Genomic DNA, 17,403 nt, shown 5'->3' on the forward strand with positions numbered 1-17,403 from the left:
GATTCCACCCCCTGCGTGCGACGATTGAACTTTCACCGCGGATGTCGCATGAGTTCGTACAGCCGCTCGCGATCGTCAGGTTGCACGGCGACGTCGAGGAGCGCGATGTTGCGCGTCTCCTGCCCACAGCGCGTGCAGCGGTGGACAATCTGGTATCCTTTCTTCGAATGGTACTCGACGCGGACCGGTTCCATGAGCCCACCGCACGGATTGGCGCGATCGCCCGGCTCGACGTCCACGTGCATCGAATACAAACAACGAGGGCAGTGATTGCGGCACGTTCGTTCCGCAGGCTCCACGCGGAGGCCGCAGTGCGCGCAGGTAAATGGCTCGTTTCGGCGAATAAACGCTGCCATCTTCATCCTCCCAGCAGCCGACTCACCATCGGCGGCACGACGAACGCCTGGACGGCAGCCGCGAGCATCACGCCGCCCAGGCACATCACGCTTCTCCCAGTATACCTCAGGAACTGAAGCGTCCACTGATAGAGAGGAACGGATTGGGCCACAATCTGGTACGAAAACCGGATGGCGTTGACACTCGCGATGAGGAACGCGAACAGGAAAACAGCCTGATGAACAAAGATACCGATGGAAGCCACCGCGAAGCCCTTCCACCCGAATTGGAGCGAGGTGAACGCCACGGCGAAACCGGTCTCGAACGCGCGCGCGAACACCGCCGCCGCCACGATGGGAATGCCCACAGCGGAGGAACCGGCCAGCCACACCAGCGCGAGCCAAGCCGCATCGGAGATGAGCCGGCTCGCAAACACCGAACTGCCTGATGCCAGCTGGCCATGCAGCGTCGCCAACAGGAACGCCTCCAACTGATTCGCGAGCTCCAGCTTGTCCGCCGGCCGGAGTTCGCCAGCCACAATCCCGCCAAAGGCGGTGCCGGAGAGGACCATTCCGAGCAAAAACGCGACAATGTGCGCCTCCTGGGAGAGGCGGCGCGCCATCGACCGCCGAAACCGAAACCAGAAAAGGGAAAGGGATAGGGGCGGCCGCCTCCCGGCCATCCACGCGGCTAATTTCATGGCCGTGCCTCCTCCCGAATCGAGGACGTAGACACGACCATATCTATGACACGATCCCGGTTGATAGACTCGCTGAGCGTCTCGCGCCATCGAAGCGCTTCACACGTCCTCGATGCGCCCGTATCGCCCGGCCCCGCCCGGTGAGACAGGCAGTCGGCCACTCAACGCCGCCACAATTCGGGCGGCCAGCTTTTCCCCGACCACCTCGGCGATGGCCTGTTCAGAGGGCGGATCGAACAGCAGTGGCGCTTCCCCGCCGAACGCATCGAGCAGCTTGGCGTACGTCCGCGGTCCCACGCCGGGGACAAACGAGAGGGGCACGATGTAGCGGTACGGCGCCCGCCACGGCGGATGAACGGGCGAATCGTCGTCCGCAATGGCCTCAATCCGGTCCCACACGCCCTGCACGATGCCGGCGTCTGCGCCGCAGGCGCACGGTTGCGACGCCACCACCGCACCGCAGGATCGGCACCGCGTGCGATAATACTTGCCGAGCGGCGGATAGAGGCCCAGATTGGCCAACACGGCTCGCCCGCCGAGACGGCGGCACGCGGCTTGAATCTCGGCGAACGAGAGCTCTCGCAAGGCCAGCACGTTGAATTCGCGCGCGATGGAAGGAAGGCTGTGGGCGTCCGAATTCGACAGAAACGTGAATTCCCTCATTTCTTTCAGGCGATCCGCCATGTCCGCGTCTGCCGACAGCCCGAGCTCGACGGCGTCGACGACCTCGAGCGGCATGACGTCCGCGACGCGAGCCGCCGCGCTGCCGAGCAGCCCCTTAAAGGGCGTGAACGCATGGTGCACGACGAACAGGCCGTCCCTCGCGTGGACCTCGTCCGCCAGTCGAGTCGGTTCGGTCCGCGCGACCTGGGACGACAGCCCGGTGTTGGACTGAACCGTTTTCAACCACATCTGAAAGTCGGCCGCCGCTTCGACCGTCGGCAGCCAACAGCCGAAGTGCGCGGCGCCGTGCTCCGAGACGCGGATCTCCACTTCCGCCCCAAGCACGACCAAAAGCGACGCTTGATACATCAACCCCCCGCCAGGGACCGGAACGAGATGCCCCGCGCGGCACAGATCGCGGATCTCCTCGAGCACCGGGTCGCAGACTGCGTCGACGAGGCCCACGACGTTCAGCCCCTTCACACGAATTGCCCAGTCGAGGGAGGCCGCCACCGTCAGCTGATGCGACGCAGCCATCTTGACGGGCCGGCCGTTCGCGGCTCCCGTGTGAACATGAAAGTCGGCGAACGCCCGCATCACAGCCGAGCCATCCACCAGTAGAGCGCCACAAGCGTCTTGGCGTCCTGAATTTCGCCCGCCCCCAACATCCGGCGGATCTCGTCGCGCGAGAACACCTGAGACTCCACGAACTCGTCGCCATCGGGGTGTTCAGCGCCGCGCTTCACGTCGTTTGTGTAATACACGTGCAGCTTCTCGTTGCTGAAGCCCGGCGCCGTGTAGAAGGCGTGCACCGGCACGAGAGGACCTTCACATTGATACCCTGTCTCTTCGGAGAGCTCTCGCGCTGCCGCCCGCTCGGGCTCCTCGCCAGGCTCCAGTTTGCCGGCGGGAATTTCCCACAGCACCTGTTCGCACGGCTTGCGAAACTGGCGCACCAGGACCACCTTGTCTGGCTCCACTTCCGCCAGCACGGCCACGGCGCCCGGATGCAACACCACCTCGCGCGTGCTCGTGTGCCCGTTGGGCAGTTTCACCGTGAGACGCCGCACATCGATGATCCGGCCGGTGAACAGCCGCTCTTCCGCTACCGTCTGCTCCCACATGCATGTCGCCCCCCTTTTCCTATGGCTCCGAAAGCGCCGCCACCAACAACCGGGTGAGCCGCGCGAGGCTCTCTTCGTGAATCCGCTCCGCCCGCGTATGGGCACACTCGTAGCCCACCCCGACGTTGACAGGCAGAAGCCCCATGGACGCGAGCCAATTCGCGTCGCAGCCGTCTCGCATACGTGCGCAGGTGATGGGCGTGGGCTCGCGCTCCATCCGGCGTCGCACGTCGTGAAGCCACGAGCTCGACCGCACGTCGTAGGCCGGGTACAAAATGTCGGATCGCGCCGCGCGAGGCGCCGTGCGCCGCTCGATCTCGGCCACCCAGAACTGATAGCGCGCCTTGGCGATCCGCCAGGCGACGTCCGGCGAAAACCACACGGCCAATTCCGCCTCAAAGCCCGCATCCGCGGGAAGAAAGCGCACCAGTTCGCCCGTCAGCCCGGGACCGATGCGCTTCGTGGCCTCCTGCAACGACCGCCACACCGAAAATCGGTGGGCTTCGCCCCGCGCGGGATAGCGAAGCCACAGGCGCGCTTGTCCGTATCCCGCGTCGACCAGCGTGCCGACCGGCGCTTCCGCATCGACGACGAGCGCGCGCCGCACGCGGGAGGAAATCCGCCGAGACGCCCGGACGCCGGCGCTTCCCATCTCCTCGCCGACCGAGAACAAGATGTGGATGGGCGGACGCCGTCTGCCATCCCGCACGACTCGTGCCACCGCGGCCACCGCGGCGGCCACGCCAGCCTTGTCGTCCGCGCCGAGAGGCACCTCGTTCGCGCTCTCGATCCATCCGTCGGCACGCCGCCGCACATCGGGAACCCCGGCCCAACGCGTGTCCAGATGCGCGCACACGAGCACCGGATCGAGCGCTGGATCGCCCGGCGCATGCGCCCACACATTGGCGGACACGCCATCACCGATTGCCACAGGCTCCCACTCGACGGACAGGCCAAGCTCCTCCATCCACGCGGCGCAGGCCTGGGCCGCGCGTTGCTCGCTCCCCGACGGACTGTCGATGCGCAAAAGTTCCAGAAAGAAAGCGAGGGCCGACTCCTCGTCGGCCGCACGCGATCCCGCCCTCACGCGGGTGCCTCCGTCAGAACGACCTCGCAGGCGAACACCTCGGAGAAGTGCCTGCGGAGACGGTCTTCCCACGCTTTCATGTCCTGAGGTGCGCCCAAGACTGCAGCCACGCTCGTCACGCCGCGGTCGCGGATGCCACACGGGACGATCACGTCGAAGTCCTGGAGATTGGTGTTCACGTTCAGGGCGATGCCGTGATACGTGACGAATTCGCCCGACGGGCGCTTTTTCACCCGCGCGCCCACCGCGCAGATCTTGTCTTCGCCCACCCATACGCCGGGCAAATCATCGATGCGGCGGCTTTCGATCCCGACCTCCGCGAGCGCGCGAATGACGACCTCCTCCAGGTTGCGCACGAATCGCGCCACGTCATTCCCCCACGGCGCAAGATGAAGCACCGGGTACAGCACCCACTGGCCCGGGCCGTGGTACGTGACATCGCCGCCGCGATCGACCATGCGCACCTCAAACCCCTTGCGGGTGAGAACCTCGACCGGAAGGAGGATGTTGGCGTCCGATCCGTTGCGGCCGACCGTGATGGTCCGCGGGTGCTCGAGCGCAAACACGGTCTGCGCATCGTCCTCGAGGTTCAGAAGCTTGAGCGCCTGACTCACCTGCATGTCCAGCGCGTCGTCATACGGGACGACGCCGAGCGAACGCCAAACGAGCGACGTGGCCAACGAACTCACTCCCCACTCTCAGCGGGCGTCTCCTGCTGGCGCCAAGGGACCTGGTCCTTCGCGTGATACGAACTGCGGACCATGGGCCCCGACTCCACATGCTTGAAGCCCCGCTTCAATCCCTCTCCGCGCAAGCGCAGGAATTCGGTAGGCGTGTAGTAGCGCACCACCGGCAGATGTTTCGCCGTCGGCTGGAGGTACTGGCCGATGGTCAGGATGTCGACGTCGACCGCGCGGAGATCGTCCATCGTCTCGTAAATCTCCTCAAACGTCTCGCCGAGCCCCACCATGATGCTCGACTTCGTGGGGATATCCGGCGCCATCTCCTTCGAACGCCGGAGTAGCTCGAGCGTCCGATCGTACTTCGCGCGGGATCGCACCGAGTCCGACAGCCGGCGGACGGTCTCGATGTTGTGATTCAACACATCGGGACGCGCGTCCAGCACGGCGGCGAGGGCGTCCCAGTTGCCGTCAAAGTCTGGGATCAAAACCTCCACGCTGCAGGTCGGAACCTTCCGCCGCACCGCGCGAATGGTCTCCGCGAAGACGGAAGCCCCCCCGTCGGCGAGATCGTCGCGGGCCACACTCGTAATGACGACGTGCTCCAGCCCCATCGCGACCACGGCATCCGCCACGCGCTCTGGCTCGCGCAGGTCGAGTTCGTTCGGACGGCCGGTGTGCACGGCGCAGAAACGGCATGCGCGCGTGCAGATGTCGCCGAGGATCATGAACGTGGCCGTGCGCATCTCCCAGCATTCGAACAAGTTGGGGCAATGCGCCTCTTCACACACGGTGTGCAGCGACTGCGTGCGCATGATTTCTTTGAGTTGCTTATAGTTTTCACCCGTCTTCGCGCGAATCTTGAGCCATTCCGGCCGGGCCTTGGTGGTACCCGCCTCCATCACGCGAACGCTGGCCTCTGGCTTCCCCATCGATCATCATCCCTGTTCACAAGGTCGCTTGCCGATGTCTATTGTAACGCTCAACCGCCGTGGGAACCACCGGAGTCGCTTCGCTCGTACCGCCCGCTTGCGCCGCCGTCCTTCAACACCAGGCGTACGTTCGAGATGGTCATGCCGCGATCCGCCTTCTTGCACATGTCGTAGACGGTGAGCGCGGCGATGGACGCGGCCGTGAGCGCCTCCATTTCCACGCCGGTCTGATGGGCGGTGCGGACCTCGGCTCGCACTCGAAACACGGCCTCATCCGCTTCAACGGCATGTTCCTCCATGCGGACGGACACGTGGTGCAACGGCACCGGATGGCAGAGCGGAATGAGATCGCTCGTCCGCTTCGCCGCCATGATGCCTGCGATCTCGGCCACCTTCATCACGTCGCCTTTGCCCACCGCCTGATGTACAATAGCATCGCGCGTCGCCCGCGACATGCGGATGTGCGCTTCCGCGACCGCCACGCGGGTGGTGACGGCTTTTTCGCTGACGTCCACCATGTGCGGGCGGCCGTCTGGCGAAAAGTGGTGGAACACATCTTGAGACTCCACGTCCATCGCTCCTTCTCGCAATCGAACTGACCTCGAGGTGAACCTTAGATGCGTTTCGACATCCGCCTATTCGCAAATGTAAAGGAGATCGCCGGGCGAGACAAACTTGAGCTGGACGTGCCGGACGATGCGACCGTTGCCGATGTCCTGCATGCGCTCAAAGAGGCATACCCAGAGCTTCACGATGCGCTTGAGCACGTGATGGTCGCCGTGAATCTGGAATTGGCCCATCCGTCGCGACGCGTCCTCGCGACCGACGAGATCGCGCTCATCCCTCCGGTGGGCGGTGGAGAAGGCGAGCATCCGTATGCGCGGCTCACACGGGAACCCCTCGACGTGAAGGAAGCGGAGGCGCTCTTGTCCGATGCCCGGCACGGAGGTTGCGTGTTGTTCCTCGGGACCGTGCGCGCATGGACAGGCCACCGGCAAACGGAGCGCATCGAATATGAGGCGTACGAGGCGATGGTGCGGGTCCAGCTGGAGCAGCTGGTGACCGAAATCGAACAGGAATTTGCGGGCGTCAAGGCGCTCGTGTGGCATCGAATCGGCACGCTGTACCCAGAGGATGTCGCGGTCATCTGCGGTGCGGCGCACCCGCATCGCAAGGCGGCCTTTGAGGCCTGTCAGGCGCTCATCGACCGGCTCAAAGCTCGGGTGGCCATCTGGAAGAAGGAGTTTTTCGCGGACGGATCGGCCGAATGGCGGCCCAATCCGTAGCGTGCTGGTTTACATAATGGCGGCGCTCCCGTCATAGATATGGGCCAGAGGCTCAATGGACGAGGAGCGTGCTATGCGTGAACCGCAGCAAACCTTCCCGCCTCATCGCCGAACTGATCGCAGCTGTTTCCGCGCTCTTCCTCCTTGCGGCAGGCTTTGTGATCTCGATGGCATCCACGATGGGACAACCCTTCACCGACCGCTTGGCGGAATCGGAGGTGCAAGCGCTCGCTTCCATGGAGGTGAGCGCCCTCTTTGGGAACGACGGGCCTCCGGGCAACGAACATGGCACAGCCAACCCATTTCGCGCCGTGGCCGAGCGCCTGCAGTCCCTGTTCCTCAATCCAGTCGCCATGCTTCGCAACATGCTCCCGCAGGTCGCACCGAGCGACCCCGGCGGGGGACTGCAGACGTCGCTGCTCAACTCCATTGCGGCCATGGCTGAAAGCCGCCACACGCTCGTCATCGGCTGGCTCCCTTCGACCAATCCGGCGACCTGCGTCCGGTGGATCCAGGACAATCCCGGCATCAACGTCGTCAGCCCAACCTGGTTTCATCTCGCCGACGCATCGGGAAACTTGTCCGGCAGCGTGCTGCCGACGGTTGTGCAATACGCGCAGGAACGGCACATTCAGGTCTGGGTGCTCGTGGACAACCAGTTTTCCGCGGCGCTCACGCACGAGGTTCTGGCGAATCCTCGCGCAGAGGCCAATCTGATCGACGAAATTGCCTATCAGGCGAGCGCCTATCACCTGAACGGCGTCAACCTCGACTTTGAGAACGTGGCGGCAGCCGACCGAAATCGTTTCACAGACTTTGTGGGCAAGCTCCACGCCCGGCTGCGCTCGCTCGGGATCGATCTGTCGCTCGATCTGACGCCCGACATCGTGCAGCTCGACGACTCCGAAGCGTTCTTTCACGCCGCGCTCGCGGACGAAGTGGACCAGGTGGTGCTGATGGCGTATGACGAGCACTGGGCCACGGACCCGGATCCAGGGCCTGTGGCCGACCTCCCGTGGGTCGAGCGCAGTGTCAACGACCTGTTGGACACGGGCGTACCCGCCAACAAGCTGGTGCTCGGCATTCCGCTTTACACGCGGTTCTGGTACGTGAACACGGACGGGAGCGTTCAGAGCGATGCGGTGAGCGCCGGTGCCGTGCAAACCATCCTCAACCAATACCGGCTGCCGCTCGGGACGTGGAACGATTCCCTGGATCTGATGTTCTCCCAATATCCCACGAAGACGGGCTACGCAGAGGTCTGGTATCCCACGTCTCAGACGTACGAAGACTGGCTCCAGCTCGTGAGCGACGACGGGCTGGCAGGCGTTGCAGTGTGGTCGCTGGCGTGGTCTGACGCCACCTCCTGGGCGTCCACCGTGCACGCGCTCCGCCTGAACGGATCACCTTGAAACGGGGATGATGACGTGGATCGGACGCTGGTTTGGATCGCTGTCGCGACTGGGTTCGGTTACGTGCTGGCGTGTGCGCAGGAACCGGCCGACGCCCTGGAAGCGGCGCGATCGTCCCTCGGGATGCTTGCGCAGTCGCTGCCGTGGATCGTCGTCTCCATGTTTCTCGCCGGACTCGTCAGCCAATGGCTCGAACCCGAACTGGTGGCGCGGTGGCTGGGGCGTGAAGCGGGAATCGCGGGGATTGTGTTCGGTGCCGTGCTCGGAATGCTCGGAACCGGATCCCGGTTTGCGGTGTATCCTCTGGCGGTGAGCCTGCTCGCTGCCGACGCCTCGCCGGGGGCGGTCGTGGCGTTCACCACGTCGTGGCAGCTGACCTCCCTGGCGCGCCTTCCCGCCGAATTCCCGTTCTTCGGCGTACCTTTCGCATTGGTGCGATTTGCGATCTCGCTCGTCATCTCGGTGGCGGGCGGCCTATTGTTCGAATGGCTGTGGAGCGTGTGGTCCCATTTTCGGTGACGCACTCACTGAACCGGGGAGTCCACGCCACCTTCGACGTAGTGTCCCTGCTGCCACACAACCTTTTCGATGGAGGCTTGACCGACGTCGGTCTTCGCGAGCAGATAAAATTCCTCCGGGAGCCTGTACGATCCGACGTTCCAGGCAGCAAACCACGTCTGGTTTTTTCGAATGGGAACGGACACAATGTGCTGCAGATGCGCGCTCGACTTCAGCGTGTAGTCGCCGTGATACGCGGTGACGATCGCGGCAGGCGCGTAGTACAGATCCACGCGATGACCGTTCCAGCCGTGATGGTCGGACCAGATGTTCAGCGTGGATCCGTGACTCAGCACTTCGAAGTGTGGGTTGCGCATCTGATAGTGCGCCAATTCCACCCGTGAGGGCGGATCGGCGATGGAAGGCGGCAGCGCCTGACCGGCGAGCGCCGACGGATGCACCTCAAATTCGCGTCCACAACCGGCGACGGCGCCTGTGATCGACAGCGCCACAAGAACAGAAACAGAGACGAACGCATGACGAGTACGCATGGGCGAGACCCCCTCCGAGGACACCAGCCTGTTGGCGATAGTGTGCTCGACCGGGTTTTGGCGTATGCGCATGGCGCGTTGGGGCGAATGACGCTAAAGTTTTGAGGTATGAGATTGAGAATCGTTCGGAGCCATGAAGGAGACATCGTCGCGTACGAACTGGAACTGGGACACGACCTCGTCGCCATCCGCGTGCGACCCGGGAAACGAACGCAGAAGCGCATCGTCCTCCGCGCCGATGAGCACGGGTTTTCCATCAGCGCTCCGCCATGGGCGAGGTCGCGCGATCTGGAGCAGGTCATTCTGCGACATGGGCGCTGGCTCAGGGAAGCGCACGCGAAAACTGTCGCGACCAAGCCGAAGCGCCTCGAGGCGGGCGACGATATCTGGATTCTCGGGCAGCCGTTTGTGGTCCGCACGTGGGCAAAGGCGGACCGCGAGATCGATCACGACCACCACATCGTATGGGTGCCTGAGCACGCGGACGACGTGCACGCGCAAGTGCATCAGATGCTTCGCGAGCTTGCCCTGAAGCATCTGCCGGAGCGAGCGATGATGTGGGCGGAGAAGATGGCGTTTCGACCTTCGCGCATTGGGGTCAAGGCGCAGCGGAGCCGTTGGGGGAGTTGCACGAGCAAGGGGCACATCTACCTGAACTGGAGGCTCATCCAGGCGCCCGAAGCCGTGATGGACTACGTGGTTGTGCACGAACTTGCGCACCTGGCCCACATGAACCACGGCCCGGAGTTTTGGAAACTCGTGGCGCGCTTTCAGCCGGACTGGCAGGCGCAGCGAGCGTGGCTGCGCCTGCACGGCCACGAACTGTTCCGACTCGATCTCGAGGCGAAAGCGTAGCCCCCGGGCTTCATGCTTGCCCGAGATACTTGGTTGCGAGTGCAACAAGCGCCCTGCATCCGACGACGAGCGCGTTCTCATCGATATCAAAGCGTGGATGATGGTGCGGATACGCGTCGCGGTCGGAGCGGCGAATGCCCGTGAAGAAAAACGTGCCGGGCGCCACCGTTTGATAGGCCGAGAAATCCTCGCCGCCCATCGTCGGCTCGGCGTCCGTGACGAGATCGCCGAATTCCTCCTCCAGGGTGGCTCGAACGAATGCCGTGAGTTCCGGGTCGTTCACCACCGGTCGATAGCCGCGCTCGTAGCGGAATTCGTACGACGCGCCCTGAGCCTCCGCGATTCCCTTGATCACGGCCTCCATCGCTTGTGCGGCCCAGGCGCGGCGTTCTTCGCGGAACGTCCGCACCGTGCCGCAGAGTTCCACTTCGCTCGGAATGACGTTGTCCGCGGTCCCACCGACGAATTTGGTGACGCTGAGCACGAACGGCTCGAACGGATCCACCCTCCGACTGGCGAGCTGCTGCAGACTCACCACGATCTGCGCGCCGATAGCGATAGGATCGACCGTGAGATGAGGCTGCGCCGCGTGTCCGCCTCGCCCGATGATGCGGATGTGAAACGTATCCGGCGCGGCCATGAGTTCACCTGCCCGCACGCCGATGCGGCAACTCTCCATGCCTTGCCACAGGTGCTGGCCGATCACGGCGTCGACGCCGTTCAACACACCGGCGTCGACCAACTCCTGAGCGCCCCCCGGCGTCAATTCTTCCGCGTGTTGAAAAATGAATCGGATCTCGCCCCGCAGTTTGTCGCGGTGTGCGGCGAGCACCCTGCACGCGCCGAGCAACATGGCGGTGTGTCCGTCGTGACCGCACGCGTGCATCACACCCGGGTTCTTCGATGCAAACGGAAGCCCGGTGTCTTCCTCGATGGGCAGCGCGTCGATGTCCGCGCGAAGCGCGAGGACGCGGCCTGGGCGGCCGGTGACCAACCGAGCGACGACGCTCGTCTCCGTTGGTCGGCTGATCTCAAGCGCCCCCATTTTCGTCAGTTCTCGCTCGATGAAGGCCGCCGTCTCCCGCTCTTGAAAGCTGAGTTCCGGATGCTCATGCAAATGTCGGCGCCACGCGACGAGATCGCCGCGGATGGCCTCAACTTCGCGCGCGAGATCCACCATCTCCGGTCCTCTCCTCTCTTAGCCGTGGAGCGTCATCATCCACTTCGTCAAACCTTCCGCGTCGACTTGTTCCCCCACGTAAAACGGTCCAAATTCGGCGAAACGGGCGCTCGACTCGTCAAACCGCATCTCGTAGATCAGTTTCTTGAAATGGATGGGATCGTCCGCATAGAGCGTCACACCCCATTCCCAGTCGTCAAGTCCGACGGAGCCAGAGATGACTTGCTTGACCTTTCCGGCAAACTGACGCCCAATTTGGCCGTGCGCCATCAGATGCTTTCTGCGCTCGTCTTCATCGAGCATGTACCAATTGTCGGGATGCGTGCGGCGCTTGTTCATCGGATAAAAGCACACGTACCGCATCTCGGGCACGGGTGGTTTCAACCTCAACTGGAGCGCCTCGTCTTGCTCGACGTCGACGCCCGGCTTGGCCAGGTATCCGCCCAACTCAACCACAGACACGTAGGAATACGCTCGCTCCGTGAAATCCGCCAAGCGCGTGGCCTCAAACCTCGCTTTGACATCGTTTAATTCGCCAATCGTGGGCCGCATGTACAAAAACAGAAGATCCGCCTTTGTGCCCGCGATCACGAACTGACCGAAGCTGCCCAACCGCGCGCGCTGCGCCTCGAGCTCGCCTTGGACAAACGCGCCGAAGTCGCGCAGCACGGCGGCCGCCGTGTGCGGATCGGTTTCCTTCCACACCTCTCGCCGGATCGTGCGGAAGTCGTGGAGCACATACCATCCGTCCAGCGTGTGCGGTGCCGGCATCGTGTCACCCTCCCTCTGCCGTACACATTATCACAACGGCCATGAGCGGCCAAAAGACATCGACGGCGAGGGACATGCGGGTCCCACTCGACACATACGATGTCCTAGAGGGACCTTCTGGCCCAAGGGGTGATCCGATGCGCACGTGGAAATGGTGGCTCGCATCCGCATCTTGGATACTCGGCTGTTATGGCGTCTGGTCCTGTTTGGCGCTGGCGCGGGCCGGTGCCGCCGCGGACATTCCTCAGCTCGAAGCTGCCGGCGCAGCGGAACTGACCGCGGCGTTGGCCTGGCTCCTGACAGGATGCATCGCCGTCTGGAAGTTGTCGAGCTCCGCGGTCCTTCACTTCGCCAATGCGCTTTGGTCGGCATCGTTGGCTTGGTACTATCAGGACGAGACGGTCTGGCTCTGGAGCGGAGCCTGCGCCCTTCTCGGCGCGTTAGCGGTGACAGGGGCGAGGCGAGGCAAGAGGCGCCCGCGGCCCGCCGACTCGGTCTAACCGACGCGGTGTTCCATGCGAAGCCGGTCGGCGATCATCGCAATGAACTCCGAATTCGTGGGTTTGGTCTTGGAGGCCGAAACCGTGTAACCAAACACGCGGCGAATGGCCTCCATGTTGCCCCGGCCCCACGCGACCTCGATGGAGTGACGGATCGCGCGCTCGACGCGGGAGGGCGTCGTCTTAAATCTCTGCGCGATTTTGGGGTACAACACCTTCGTGATGGAGCCGAGGATCTCGACATCCTCATACACGAGGCCAATCGCCTCTCGCAGGTAGTGGTACCCCTTGATGTGCGCGGGCACGCCGATCTCGTGAATGATCTGCGTGATCTGCGCGTCGATCGAGCGCCGCGAAGGCGGCGACGGCGCGGGCATGGGCGCAACAACGGCCTGGGATGTGGCGGCCACCGGCGCGGGCGCCTCGAACATCACCTGGCGAATGCGCTCGGCCAGCACCGGCATGTCGAAGGGTTTCAGGATAAAGTAAGACACCCCGAGCTCCACCGCGCGCCGGGTGACACTCTCCTGACCAAATGCGGTCAGCATGATGACCTTCGGCGGATGATCCGTGACTTCCGAAAGGCGCTCCAGCGCGCCGAGCCCGTCCAACACGGGCATGATGATGTCGAGGATCAACACGTCCGGCCTCGTTTCGCGCACCAGATTCAGCACCTCCGTGCCGTTGTGCGCAATCCCGCAGACCTCCATATCCGGCTGCCCGGAAATGAATTCGCTCAACAGCTCCGCGAATTCATGGTGATCATCGGCCAATAAGATCTTCATGCGTGTGGACACGGCCATACCCCCTCTGCAATCCTCCGGACATACCAATTCGACGCGAAGCCCGAGACTCCTGTCAAAACTATGTAATAAATTTCGCCTTTATGTCACCTCTTTCGACAAAAAGCGACAAGGGCCACGCACTCGCCGTGGCCCTTGTTTCTCACGCCGCCTGTGCTCGCTCGGGTTCGGTCGGCGCAAAGGTGAGCTCGTGCTGGTTGGGATGAAGCATCCAGTAGGCGTATACGCCGTATCCGCGGACGGGATCGGACACGAACACGTGCGTGACGGCGCCCACCAGCCTCCCGTCCTGCACGATGGGGCTGCCGCTCATGCCCTGGACAATGCCGCCGGCGGCCTGAAGAAGCCTCGGATCGACGACGCGGATGATCATGCTCTTGGTGGACGGGCTCATCTGCCGAGCGGTGTGTTCGATGACCACCTGAAACGCTTCGATTTTCTCGCCGTGCAGCACCGTGTAAAGAACGGCCGGCCCCGGGTGCACCTGCCCCGGCAGCGCCACGGGAATGGGCCCGGGCAGCGGAGACGTGCGCGTCGCAAAGGACGCATCCATTCGTCCGAACACGCCGTACGGCGTGTTTTCGTCGATCTCGCCGACCTCCCGATTCACCCCAGTGAACACGCCCTTCTTCTCGCCGGGCTGCCCGGCTTTTCCGGCCTGGATGCCAATGATGGCGGCTTGATAGACCGAGCCGCGCCCTTGAATGGGTTGGCCGGTGTCCGCATCCGTCACAAGGTGCCCCAACGCCGCAAACCGCCCGGTCGCCGGATCGTAGAAGGTGAGCGTCCCCACGCCGACCGCCTTGTCGCGCACATAGACTCCAAGCTCAGGCACACCATGCACGTCCCGGATCTCGATTTCGCGCAGTTTGTCGCCGCGCGCCACAAGCAGGCGAAACGGCGCGCGCTTGTCCCGGAGCACCGCCTGCAGGTCCTTCGCCGTGTGCACGGGTACCCCATCCACCGAAAGAATCACATCGCCCACCTCGATGTGATGCGCCTCGGCGAGACTGATACCTTGGGCCGCGCGTCGGTACCCAATCACCATGGGTCCCTCGGAAAGCAAGCGAATGCCCACAGCCTGTCCTCCCACAATGACCCGTTCGGCGGGCTCCACATGAACCCGTGTGCGCCATGGAATGAAGCCGAAGACGCGGTCCGTCACGTCAAAATCTCCCGCATCCGCCGTCACCGTGACGGCTCCCGGTGGATCGACCGGCCGGACCCACGCATGAATGGAGAAGGGATGAAACGACTGGAGGGCCATCTCGTCGTCCGTGGACATTTCGACCGATGTGGGCAGTTCCACCAGGTGGCGAACCGGCGGAATCCAGAGAAGCGCTGTGGCAGCCACGAGGACGGCGACTTTGAGCGCGCGCAGCCAACCCGCCATGGTGCATCCCCCTTCCCGTGAGTAACACCTCGTCTCGCGTGCATCTAAGGTGCCCCCGGCGGGTGGTCATATGACCGCAAAAAGCTCCCCGAACCCCCGTCACGTGGACTGGCTTCGGAAGCTTTCCAAAAGGGCGCGCGCGTGCATCCGGGCCGTCGCATCCGACAAATCCGAACCGAGAAGCCTGGCGATCTCGTCGATGCGACCGCCGTCATCTAATCTCGTCACACGGGAGATGGCGCGTTCGGTATCCGATGCTTTGGCGACGAGGTAGTGCACGTGTCCCGCCGCGGCCACCTGCGGCGAATGGGTGACGCACAGCACCTGTTTCTCCTGCCCGAGTTCGCGCAGCATCTCCGCCACCCGCAGCGCCGCTTCGCCGCTCACGCCCTGATCGATCTCGTCGAAGATCAACGTGTCGGTGCGTTCGAGGTTGGCGATCACGACCTTGACTGCGAGTAGCATGCGCGAAAGCTCGCCGCCAGATGCAACTTTCTGTAAGGGCATCAAGGGTTGTCCCGGATTTGCGCGAAACAGAAAACGAATCTCGTCCCAGCCATGTTCGCTCGGCGCGTCCACGCGCGGACGCACCTCGATGTCGCATTCCGCATGGGCCATGGAAAGCCGAGCGAGTGAACTCGAAATCGCCTCGCCGAGCGATTTCGCTGCCCGGACCCTCGCCTCGTGCAGGCGCTCTGCGATTTCGCGGTACACGGCTTCGCGGCGCTCCACCTCAGCCTCAAGCTCCGCGAGGCGATCTTCGTGTTTCGACCAAGCGTCGAGTTGGGCTCGCGCGCGTTCCAGGTGGGCGAGCATCTCCTCGGTGGTCCCGCCGTATTTGCGCGACAGCCTGCGGATGAGCGCCAGACGCTCCTCAATCTCGTCGAGGCGGGCCGGATCGTGCGCCGCGCGAGACAAGAACCGGTGGAGCGTGAACGACGCTTCCTCCGCGTGAACGCGAGCCGTCTCGAGCAGCTTCGCGATCTCCTCGGCGCGATCGCTCGACGCGGACAGCGCCGCGGCCATGCGCTCCGCTTCGTGAAGCCTCGCAATGGCGCCGCTCTTCCCGTCGTCGAGCAACGCGGCCATCTGCGCCAACGACTCGGCGATCTGCTGCGCGCGCTTGAGGCGGTCCCGCTCGGCGCGCAGTTCGTCCTCTTCACCGGGGCGAAGCCCGGCTTCCTCCAGTTCGCGAACCTGGAGCGCATACAGATCGATTTGCTGCGCGCGCTCGCGCTCCGACACCTGAGCCTCGCGCCATTGACGCACCGCATCCTGCCATGCGCGATACGCGTCGGCGCAAGACGCCGCCAGCTCCTCGTGCTGACCATAGAGATCGAGCAGGCGGCGCTGATAGGAAGCGGTCATGAGGGCGATGGATTCGTGCTGATCTTGCAGTTCAACCAGCGTATCCCCTAGCTCTCGGAGCATCTGCACCGTGACGGATCGGCCGTTTACGCGGTTTTGCGCCCGACCGTTCGATTGAAAGGTCCGGGAGACGACGATCTCGCCGCTGTGATCGATGCCCCACGACGCGAGGAGCCGCTCCGCCGCCTCGTTCGCCTGGATGTCGAACACCGCCTCGACCACAGCCGACGAGCCGTCCGACGCCATGGGGCTCGCGACGCGCCCGCCCAAGATGGCGCGCGTGGCGTCCAGGACGAGCGACTTGCCAGCCCCCGTCTCACCCGTCAGCACGTGCAGGCCGCGATCGAGTTGCAGCCGCAATTCGTCGATCAACACGAAATGGCGCACGTACAACTCCTGCAGCATGTCCCCGCGCCCCCTCAGGTGGAGGATGGATCTCCGTGGAGCTTGCTTCGCAACACGCCAAAAAACTCGCGATCCGGCAACCGAACGAGCGTCGCCTGGAATGGAGCCTTCCGGACCAACACCTCGTCTCCGGCGAGAAGCCGCATGCCCTCCTGCCCGTCGACCGCGAGTTCCACATCGCCGTGCCGCGCGTGCACGGAGAGCCGCACCCACGAGGACGCGTCGATCACGCACGGCCTCGAAAACAGCGTGTGCGGACACACCGGCGTCAGGACCATCACCTGCAGATGCGGGCTCACGATGGGCCCGCCGCAGGACAGCGAATATGCGGTGGATCCCGTGGGCGTCGCGACGATCATGCCGTCGCCCGTGTACGTGTCGACATACACGTCGTCCACGTGGACGTCGAGCGTCACCATGCGCGCAAACGAGCCCTTGCCGACGCCGACGTCGTTCAGCGCCGTGAAGCGCGCGATCTCCTGAAGATCGCGGTATACGAACGCCTCGAGCATCAGGCGCGTCTCCAAGTTGTATTCGCCCGCCACGATCCGCTCGAGCGCAATCTCCAGTTGCGAAGGTTCCGACTCCGTCAAAAACCCGAGATGGCCGATGTTCACGCCAAACATCGGGACATGAAAAGGGGACAACTGACGGGCCACGCCGAGCAACGTCCCGTCTCCACCGAGCACGATGACGAGCTCACACGATTTCAGCTCCGGGTGCGTCTCGACAATCGCGGTGTCGTGATCGATGGGCACATCGACGACGCGAATCCCTGTTCGTTCCAACTGACGACAAATGTCGGTCCGCACCGAGCACGCTTCCTGCTTGTGCACATTGTACAACAGGCCTATTTGGC

The 17,403-nt window shown here is 63.8% G+C and carries 20 protein-coding genes; 5 read left to right on the forward strand and 15 right to left on the reverse strand.

Features of this window, described 5'->3' with window-relative positions; all coding sequences use genetic code 11:
* Nucleotides 1-32 precede the first annotated feature (32 nt).
* The 8 genes from AACI_RS08625 to moaC all read right to left on the reverse strand — a co-directional run bounded on the left by AACI_RS08625 (nucleotide 33) and on the right by moaC (nucleotide 6,091).
* Nucleotides 33-356 carry an RNHCP domain-containing protein gene (locus AACI_RS08625; RefSeq protein ID WP_012811056.1) on the reverse strand — a complete coding sequence of 108 codons (324 nt, stop codon included), beginning with the start codon at nucleotides 354-356 and terminating at the stop codon, nucleotides 33-35.
* A gap of 2 nt (nucleotides 357-358) precedes the next feature.
* Complete coding sequence (locus tag AACI_RS08630) at nucleotides 359-1,036, reverse strand: stage II sporulation protein M (RefSeq protein WP_012811057.1); 678 nt, start codon at nucleotides 1,034-1,036, stop codon at nucleotides 359-361.
* 99 nt (nucleotides 1,037-1,135) lie between these two features.
* Nucleotides 1,136-2,296 carry an endonuclease Q family protein gene (locus tag AACI_RS08635; RefSeq protein ID WP_012811058.1) on the reverse strand — a complete coding sequence of 387 codons (1,161 nt, stop codon included), beginning with the start codon at nucleotides 2,294-2,296 and terminating at the stop codon, nucleotides 1,136-1,138.
* Nucleotides 2,296-2,823 (reverse strand): NUDIX hydrolase, encoded by a 528-nt coding sequence (locus AACI_RS08640; protein WP_012811059.1) that lies wholly within the window; start codon nucleotides 2,821-2,823, stop codon nucleotides 2,296-2,298. The genes AACI_RS08635 and AACI_RS08640 overlap by 1 nt, the downstream gene beginning before the upstream one ends.
* Nucleotides 2,824-2,842: 19 nt before the next feature.
* The gene (locus tag AACI_RS08645; RefSeq protein WP_012811060.1) at nucleotides 2,843-3,910 is read right to left on the reverse strand and encodes a M20/M25/M40 family metallo-hydrolase; all 1,068 of its coding nucleotides are present in this window, start codon (nucleotides 3,908-3,910) and stop codon (nucleotides 2,843-2,845) included.
* The gene (lipB, locus tag AACI_RS08650) at nucleotides 3,907-4,590 is read right to left on the reverse strand and encodes a lipoyl(octanoyl) transferase LipB (protein WP_012811061.1); all 684 of its coding nucleotides are present in this window, start codon (nucleotides 4,588-4,590) and stop codon (nucleotides 3,907-3,909) included. Before lipB ends, AACI_RS08645 begins: the two co-directional genes overlap by 4 nt.
* A gap of 5 nt (nucleotides 4,591-4,595) precedes the next feature.
* Nucleotides 4,596-5,522 (reverse strand): lipoyl synthase, encoded by a 927-nt coding sequence (gene lipA / locus AACI_RS08655; RefSeq protein ID WP_012811062.1) that lies wholly within the window; start codon nucleotides 5,520-5,522, stop codon nucleotides 4,596-4,598.
* 50 nt (nucleotides 5,523-5,572) lie between these two features.
* The gene (gene moaC, locus AACI_RS08660; protein WP_012811063.1) at nucleotides 5,573-6,091 is read right to left on the reverse strand and encodes a cyclic pyranopterin monophosphate synthase MoaC; all 519 of its coding nucleotides are present in this window, start codon (nucleotides 6,089-6,091) and stop codon (nucleotides 5,573-5,575) included.
* Nucleotides 6,092-6,139: 48 nt separating this feature from the next.
* On the opposite strand from moaC, the gene AACI_RS08665 reads away from it, so the two are divergent.
* The 3 genes from AACI_RS08665 (at nucleotide 6,140) to AACI_RS08675 (ending at nucleotide 8,739) form a co-directional block, all read left to right on the forward strand.
* On the forward strand, nucleotides 6,140-6,808 hold the full coding sequence (locus tag AACI_RS08665) for a molybdenum cofactor biosynthesis protein (RefSeq protein ID WP_012811064.1): 669 nt from the start codon (nucleotides 6,140-6,142) through the stop codon (nucleotides 6,806-6,808).
* Nucleotides 6,809-6,885: 77 nt separating this feature from the next.
* Nucleotides 6,886-8,220 carry a glycosyl hydrolase family 18 protein gene (locus tag AACI_RS08670; protein ID WP_012811065.1) on the forward strand — a complete coding sequence of 445 codons (1,335 nt, stop codon included), beginning with the start codon at nucleotides 6,886-6,888 and terminating at the stop codon, nucleotides 8,218-8,220.
* A 15-nt stretch (nucleotides 8,221-8,235) separates the two neighbouring features.
* On the forward strand, nucleotides 8,236-8,739 hold the full coding sequence (locus tag AACI_RS08675) for a permease (RefSeq protein ID WP_012811066.1): 504 nt from the start codon (nucleotides 8,236-8,238) through the stop codon (nucleotides 8,737-8,739).
* A 5-nt stretch (nucleotides 8,740-8,744) separates the two neighbouring features.
* On the opposite strand, the gene AACI_RS08680 is transcribed toward AACI_RS08675, so the two are convergent.
* On the reverse strand, nucleotides 8,745-9,269 hold the full coding sequence (locus AACI_RS08680) for a hypothetical protein (protein WP_012811067.1): 525 nt from the start codon (nucleotides 9,267-9,269) through the stop codon (nucleotides 8,745-8,747).
* Between the two features lie 108 nt (nucleotides 9,270-9,377).
* Here AACI_RS08680 and AACI_RS08685 point away from each other — a divergent pair, with 108 nt between their 5' ends.
* Nucleotides 9,378-10,124 carry a M48 family metallopeptidase gene (locus AACI_RS08685; protein ID WP_148213764.1) on the forward strand — a complete coding sequence of 249 codons (747 nt, stop codon included), beginning with the start codon at nucleotides 9,378-9,380 and terminating at the stop codon, nucleotides 10,122-10,124.
* A 10-nt stretch (nucleotides 10,125-10,134) separates the two neighbouring features.
* Here the strand turns inward: AACI_RS08685 and AACI_RS08690 are convergent, their stop codons facing one another.
* Together AACI_RS08690 and hemQ are read right to left on the reverse strand one after the other, a co-directional pair.
* Nucleotides 10,135-11,304: a M20 family metallopeptidase gene (locus AACI_RS08690; protein WP_012811069.1), complete on the reverse strand. Its 1,170-nt coding sequence runs from the start codon at nucleotides 11,302-11,304 to the stop codon at nucleotides 10,135-10,137.
* Nucleotides 11,305-11,322: 18 nt separating this feature from the next.
* The gene (gene hemQ, locus AACI_RS08695) at nucleotides 11,323-12,075 is read right to left on the reverse strand and encodes a hydrogen peroxide-dependent heme synthase (RefSeq protein WP_012811070.1); all 753 of its coding nucleotides are present in this window, start codon (nucleotides 12,073-12,075) and stop codon (nucleotides 11,323-11,325) included.
* Between the two features lie 137 nt (nucleotides 12,076-12,212).
* On the opposite strand from hemQ, the gene AACI_RS08700 reads away from it, so the two are divergent.
* Nucleotides 12,213-12,575, forward strand: coding sequence for a hypothetical protein (locus tag AACI_RS08700; RefSeq protein ID WP_012811071.1), 363 nt, complete (start codon nucleotides 12,213-12,215; stop codon nucleotides 12,573-12,575).
* Here AACI_RS08700 and spo0A read toward each other — a convergent pair.
* The 4 genes from spo0A to AACI_RS08720 form a co-directional block, all read right to left on the reverse strand.
* Nucleotides 12,572-13,360 carry a sporulation transcription factor Spo0A gene (spo0A, locus tag AACI_RS08705; RefSeq protein ID WP_174260457.1) on the reverse strand — a complete coding sequence of 263 codons (789 nt, stop codon included), beginning with the start codon at nucleotides 13,358-13,360 and terminating at the stop codon, nucleotides 12,572-12,574. The genes AACI_RS08700 and spo0A overlap by 4 nt on opposite strands.
* A gap of 160 nt (nucleotides 13,361-13,520) precedes the next feature.
* The gene (gene spoIVB / locus AACI_RS08710; protein ID WP_012811073.1) at nucleotides 13,521-14,771 is read right to left on the reverse strand and encodes a SpoIVB peptidase; all 1,251 of its coding nucleotides are present in this window, start codon (nucleotides 14,769-14,771) and stop codon (nucleotides 13,521-13,523) included.
* Between the two features lie 99 nt (nucleotides 14,772-14,870).
* A complete protein-coding gene (gene recN, locus AACI_RS08715) occupies nucleotides 14,871-16,544 on the reverse strand; it encodes a DNA repair protein RecN (protein ID WP_012811074.1) in 1,674 nt (557 codons plus the stop codon).
* A gap of 14 nt (nucleotides 16,545-16,558) precedes the next feature.
* Nucleotides 16,559-17,356 (reverse strand): NAD(+)/NADH kinase, encoded by a 798-nt coding sequence (locus AACI_RS08720; protein WP_245530499.1) that lies wholly within the window; start codon nucleotides 17,354-17,356, stop codon nucleotides 16,559-16,561.
* Nucleotides 17,357-17,403: the final 47 nt, after the last annotated feature.

It is taken from the genome of Alicyclobacillus acidocaldarius subsp. acidocaldarius DSM 446, assembly GCF_000024285.1.
GTDB classification, from domain to species: Bacteria; Bacillota; Bacilli; order Alicyclobacillales; family Alicyclobacillaceae; genus Alicyclobacillus; species Alicyclobacillus acidocaldarius.

What these genes read in the sequence shown, in the direction of transcription:
- hemQ (WP_012811070.1), bottom strand. Translation starts at nt 12,075, where the DNA reads ATGCCGGCACCGCACACGCTGGACGGATGGTATGTGCTCCACGACTTC.
- AACI_RS08685 (WP_148213764.1), top strand. Translation starts at nt 9,378, where the DNA reads ATGAGATTGAGAATCGTTCGGAGCCATGAAGGAGACATCGTCGCGTAC.
- AACI_RS08680 (WP_012811067.1), bottom strand. Translation starts at nt 9,269, where the DNA reads ATGCGTACTCGTCATGCGTTCGTCTCTGTTTCTGTTCTTGTGGCGCTG.
- AACI_RS08635 (WP_012811058.1), bottom strand. Translation starts at nt 2,296, where the DNA reads ATGCGGGCGTTCGCCGACTTTCATGTTCACACGGGAGCCGCGAACGGC.
- AACI_RS08640 (WP_012811059.1), bottom strand. Translation starts at nt 2,823, where the DNA reads ATGTGGGAGCAGACGGTAGCGGAAGAGCGGCTGTTCACCGGCCGGATC.
- spoIVB (WP_012811073.1), bottom strand. Translation starts at nt 14,771, where the DNA reads ATGGCGGGTTGGCTGCGCGCGCTCAAAGTCGCCGTCCTCGTGGCTGCC.
- lipA (WP_012811062.1), bottom strand. Translation starts at nt 5,522, where the DNA reads ATGGGGAAGCCAGAGGCCAGCGTTCGCGTGATGGAGGCGGGTACCACC.
- AACI_RS08700 (WP_012811071.1), top strand. Translation starts at nt 12,213, where the DNA reads ATGCGCACGTGGAAATGGTGGCTCGCATCCGCATCTTGGATACTCGGC.
- AACI_RS08690 (WP_012811069.1), bottom strand. Translation starts at nt 11,304, where the DNA reads ATGGTGGATCTCGCGCGCGAAGTTGAGGCCATCCGCGGCGATCTCGTC.
- recN (WP_012811074.1), bottom strand. Translation starts at nt 16,544, where the DNA reads ATGCTGCAGGAGTTGTACGTGCGCCATTTCGTGTTGATCGACGAATTG.
- spo0A (WP_174260457.1), bottom strand. Translation starts at nt 13,360, where the DNA reads ATGAAGATCTTATTGGCCGATGATCACCATGAATTCGCGGAGCTGTTG.
- AACI_RS08665 (WP_012811064.1), top strand. Translation starts at nt 6,140, where the DNA reads ATGCGTTTCGACATCCGCCTATTCGCAAATGTAAAGGAGATCGCCGGG.
- AACI_RS08625 (WP_012811056.1), bottom strand. Translation starts at nt 356, where the DNA reads ATGGCAGCGTTTATTCGCCGAAACGAGCCATTTACCTGCGCGCACTGC.
- AACI_RS08630 (WP_012811057.1), bottom strand. Translation starts at nt 1,036, where the DNA reads ATGAAATTAGCCGCGTGGATGGCCGGGAGGCGGCCGCCCCTATCCCTT.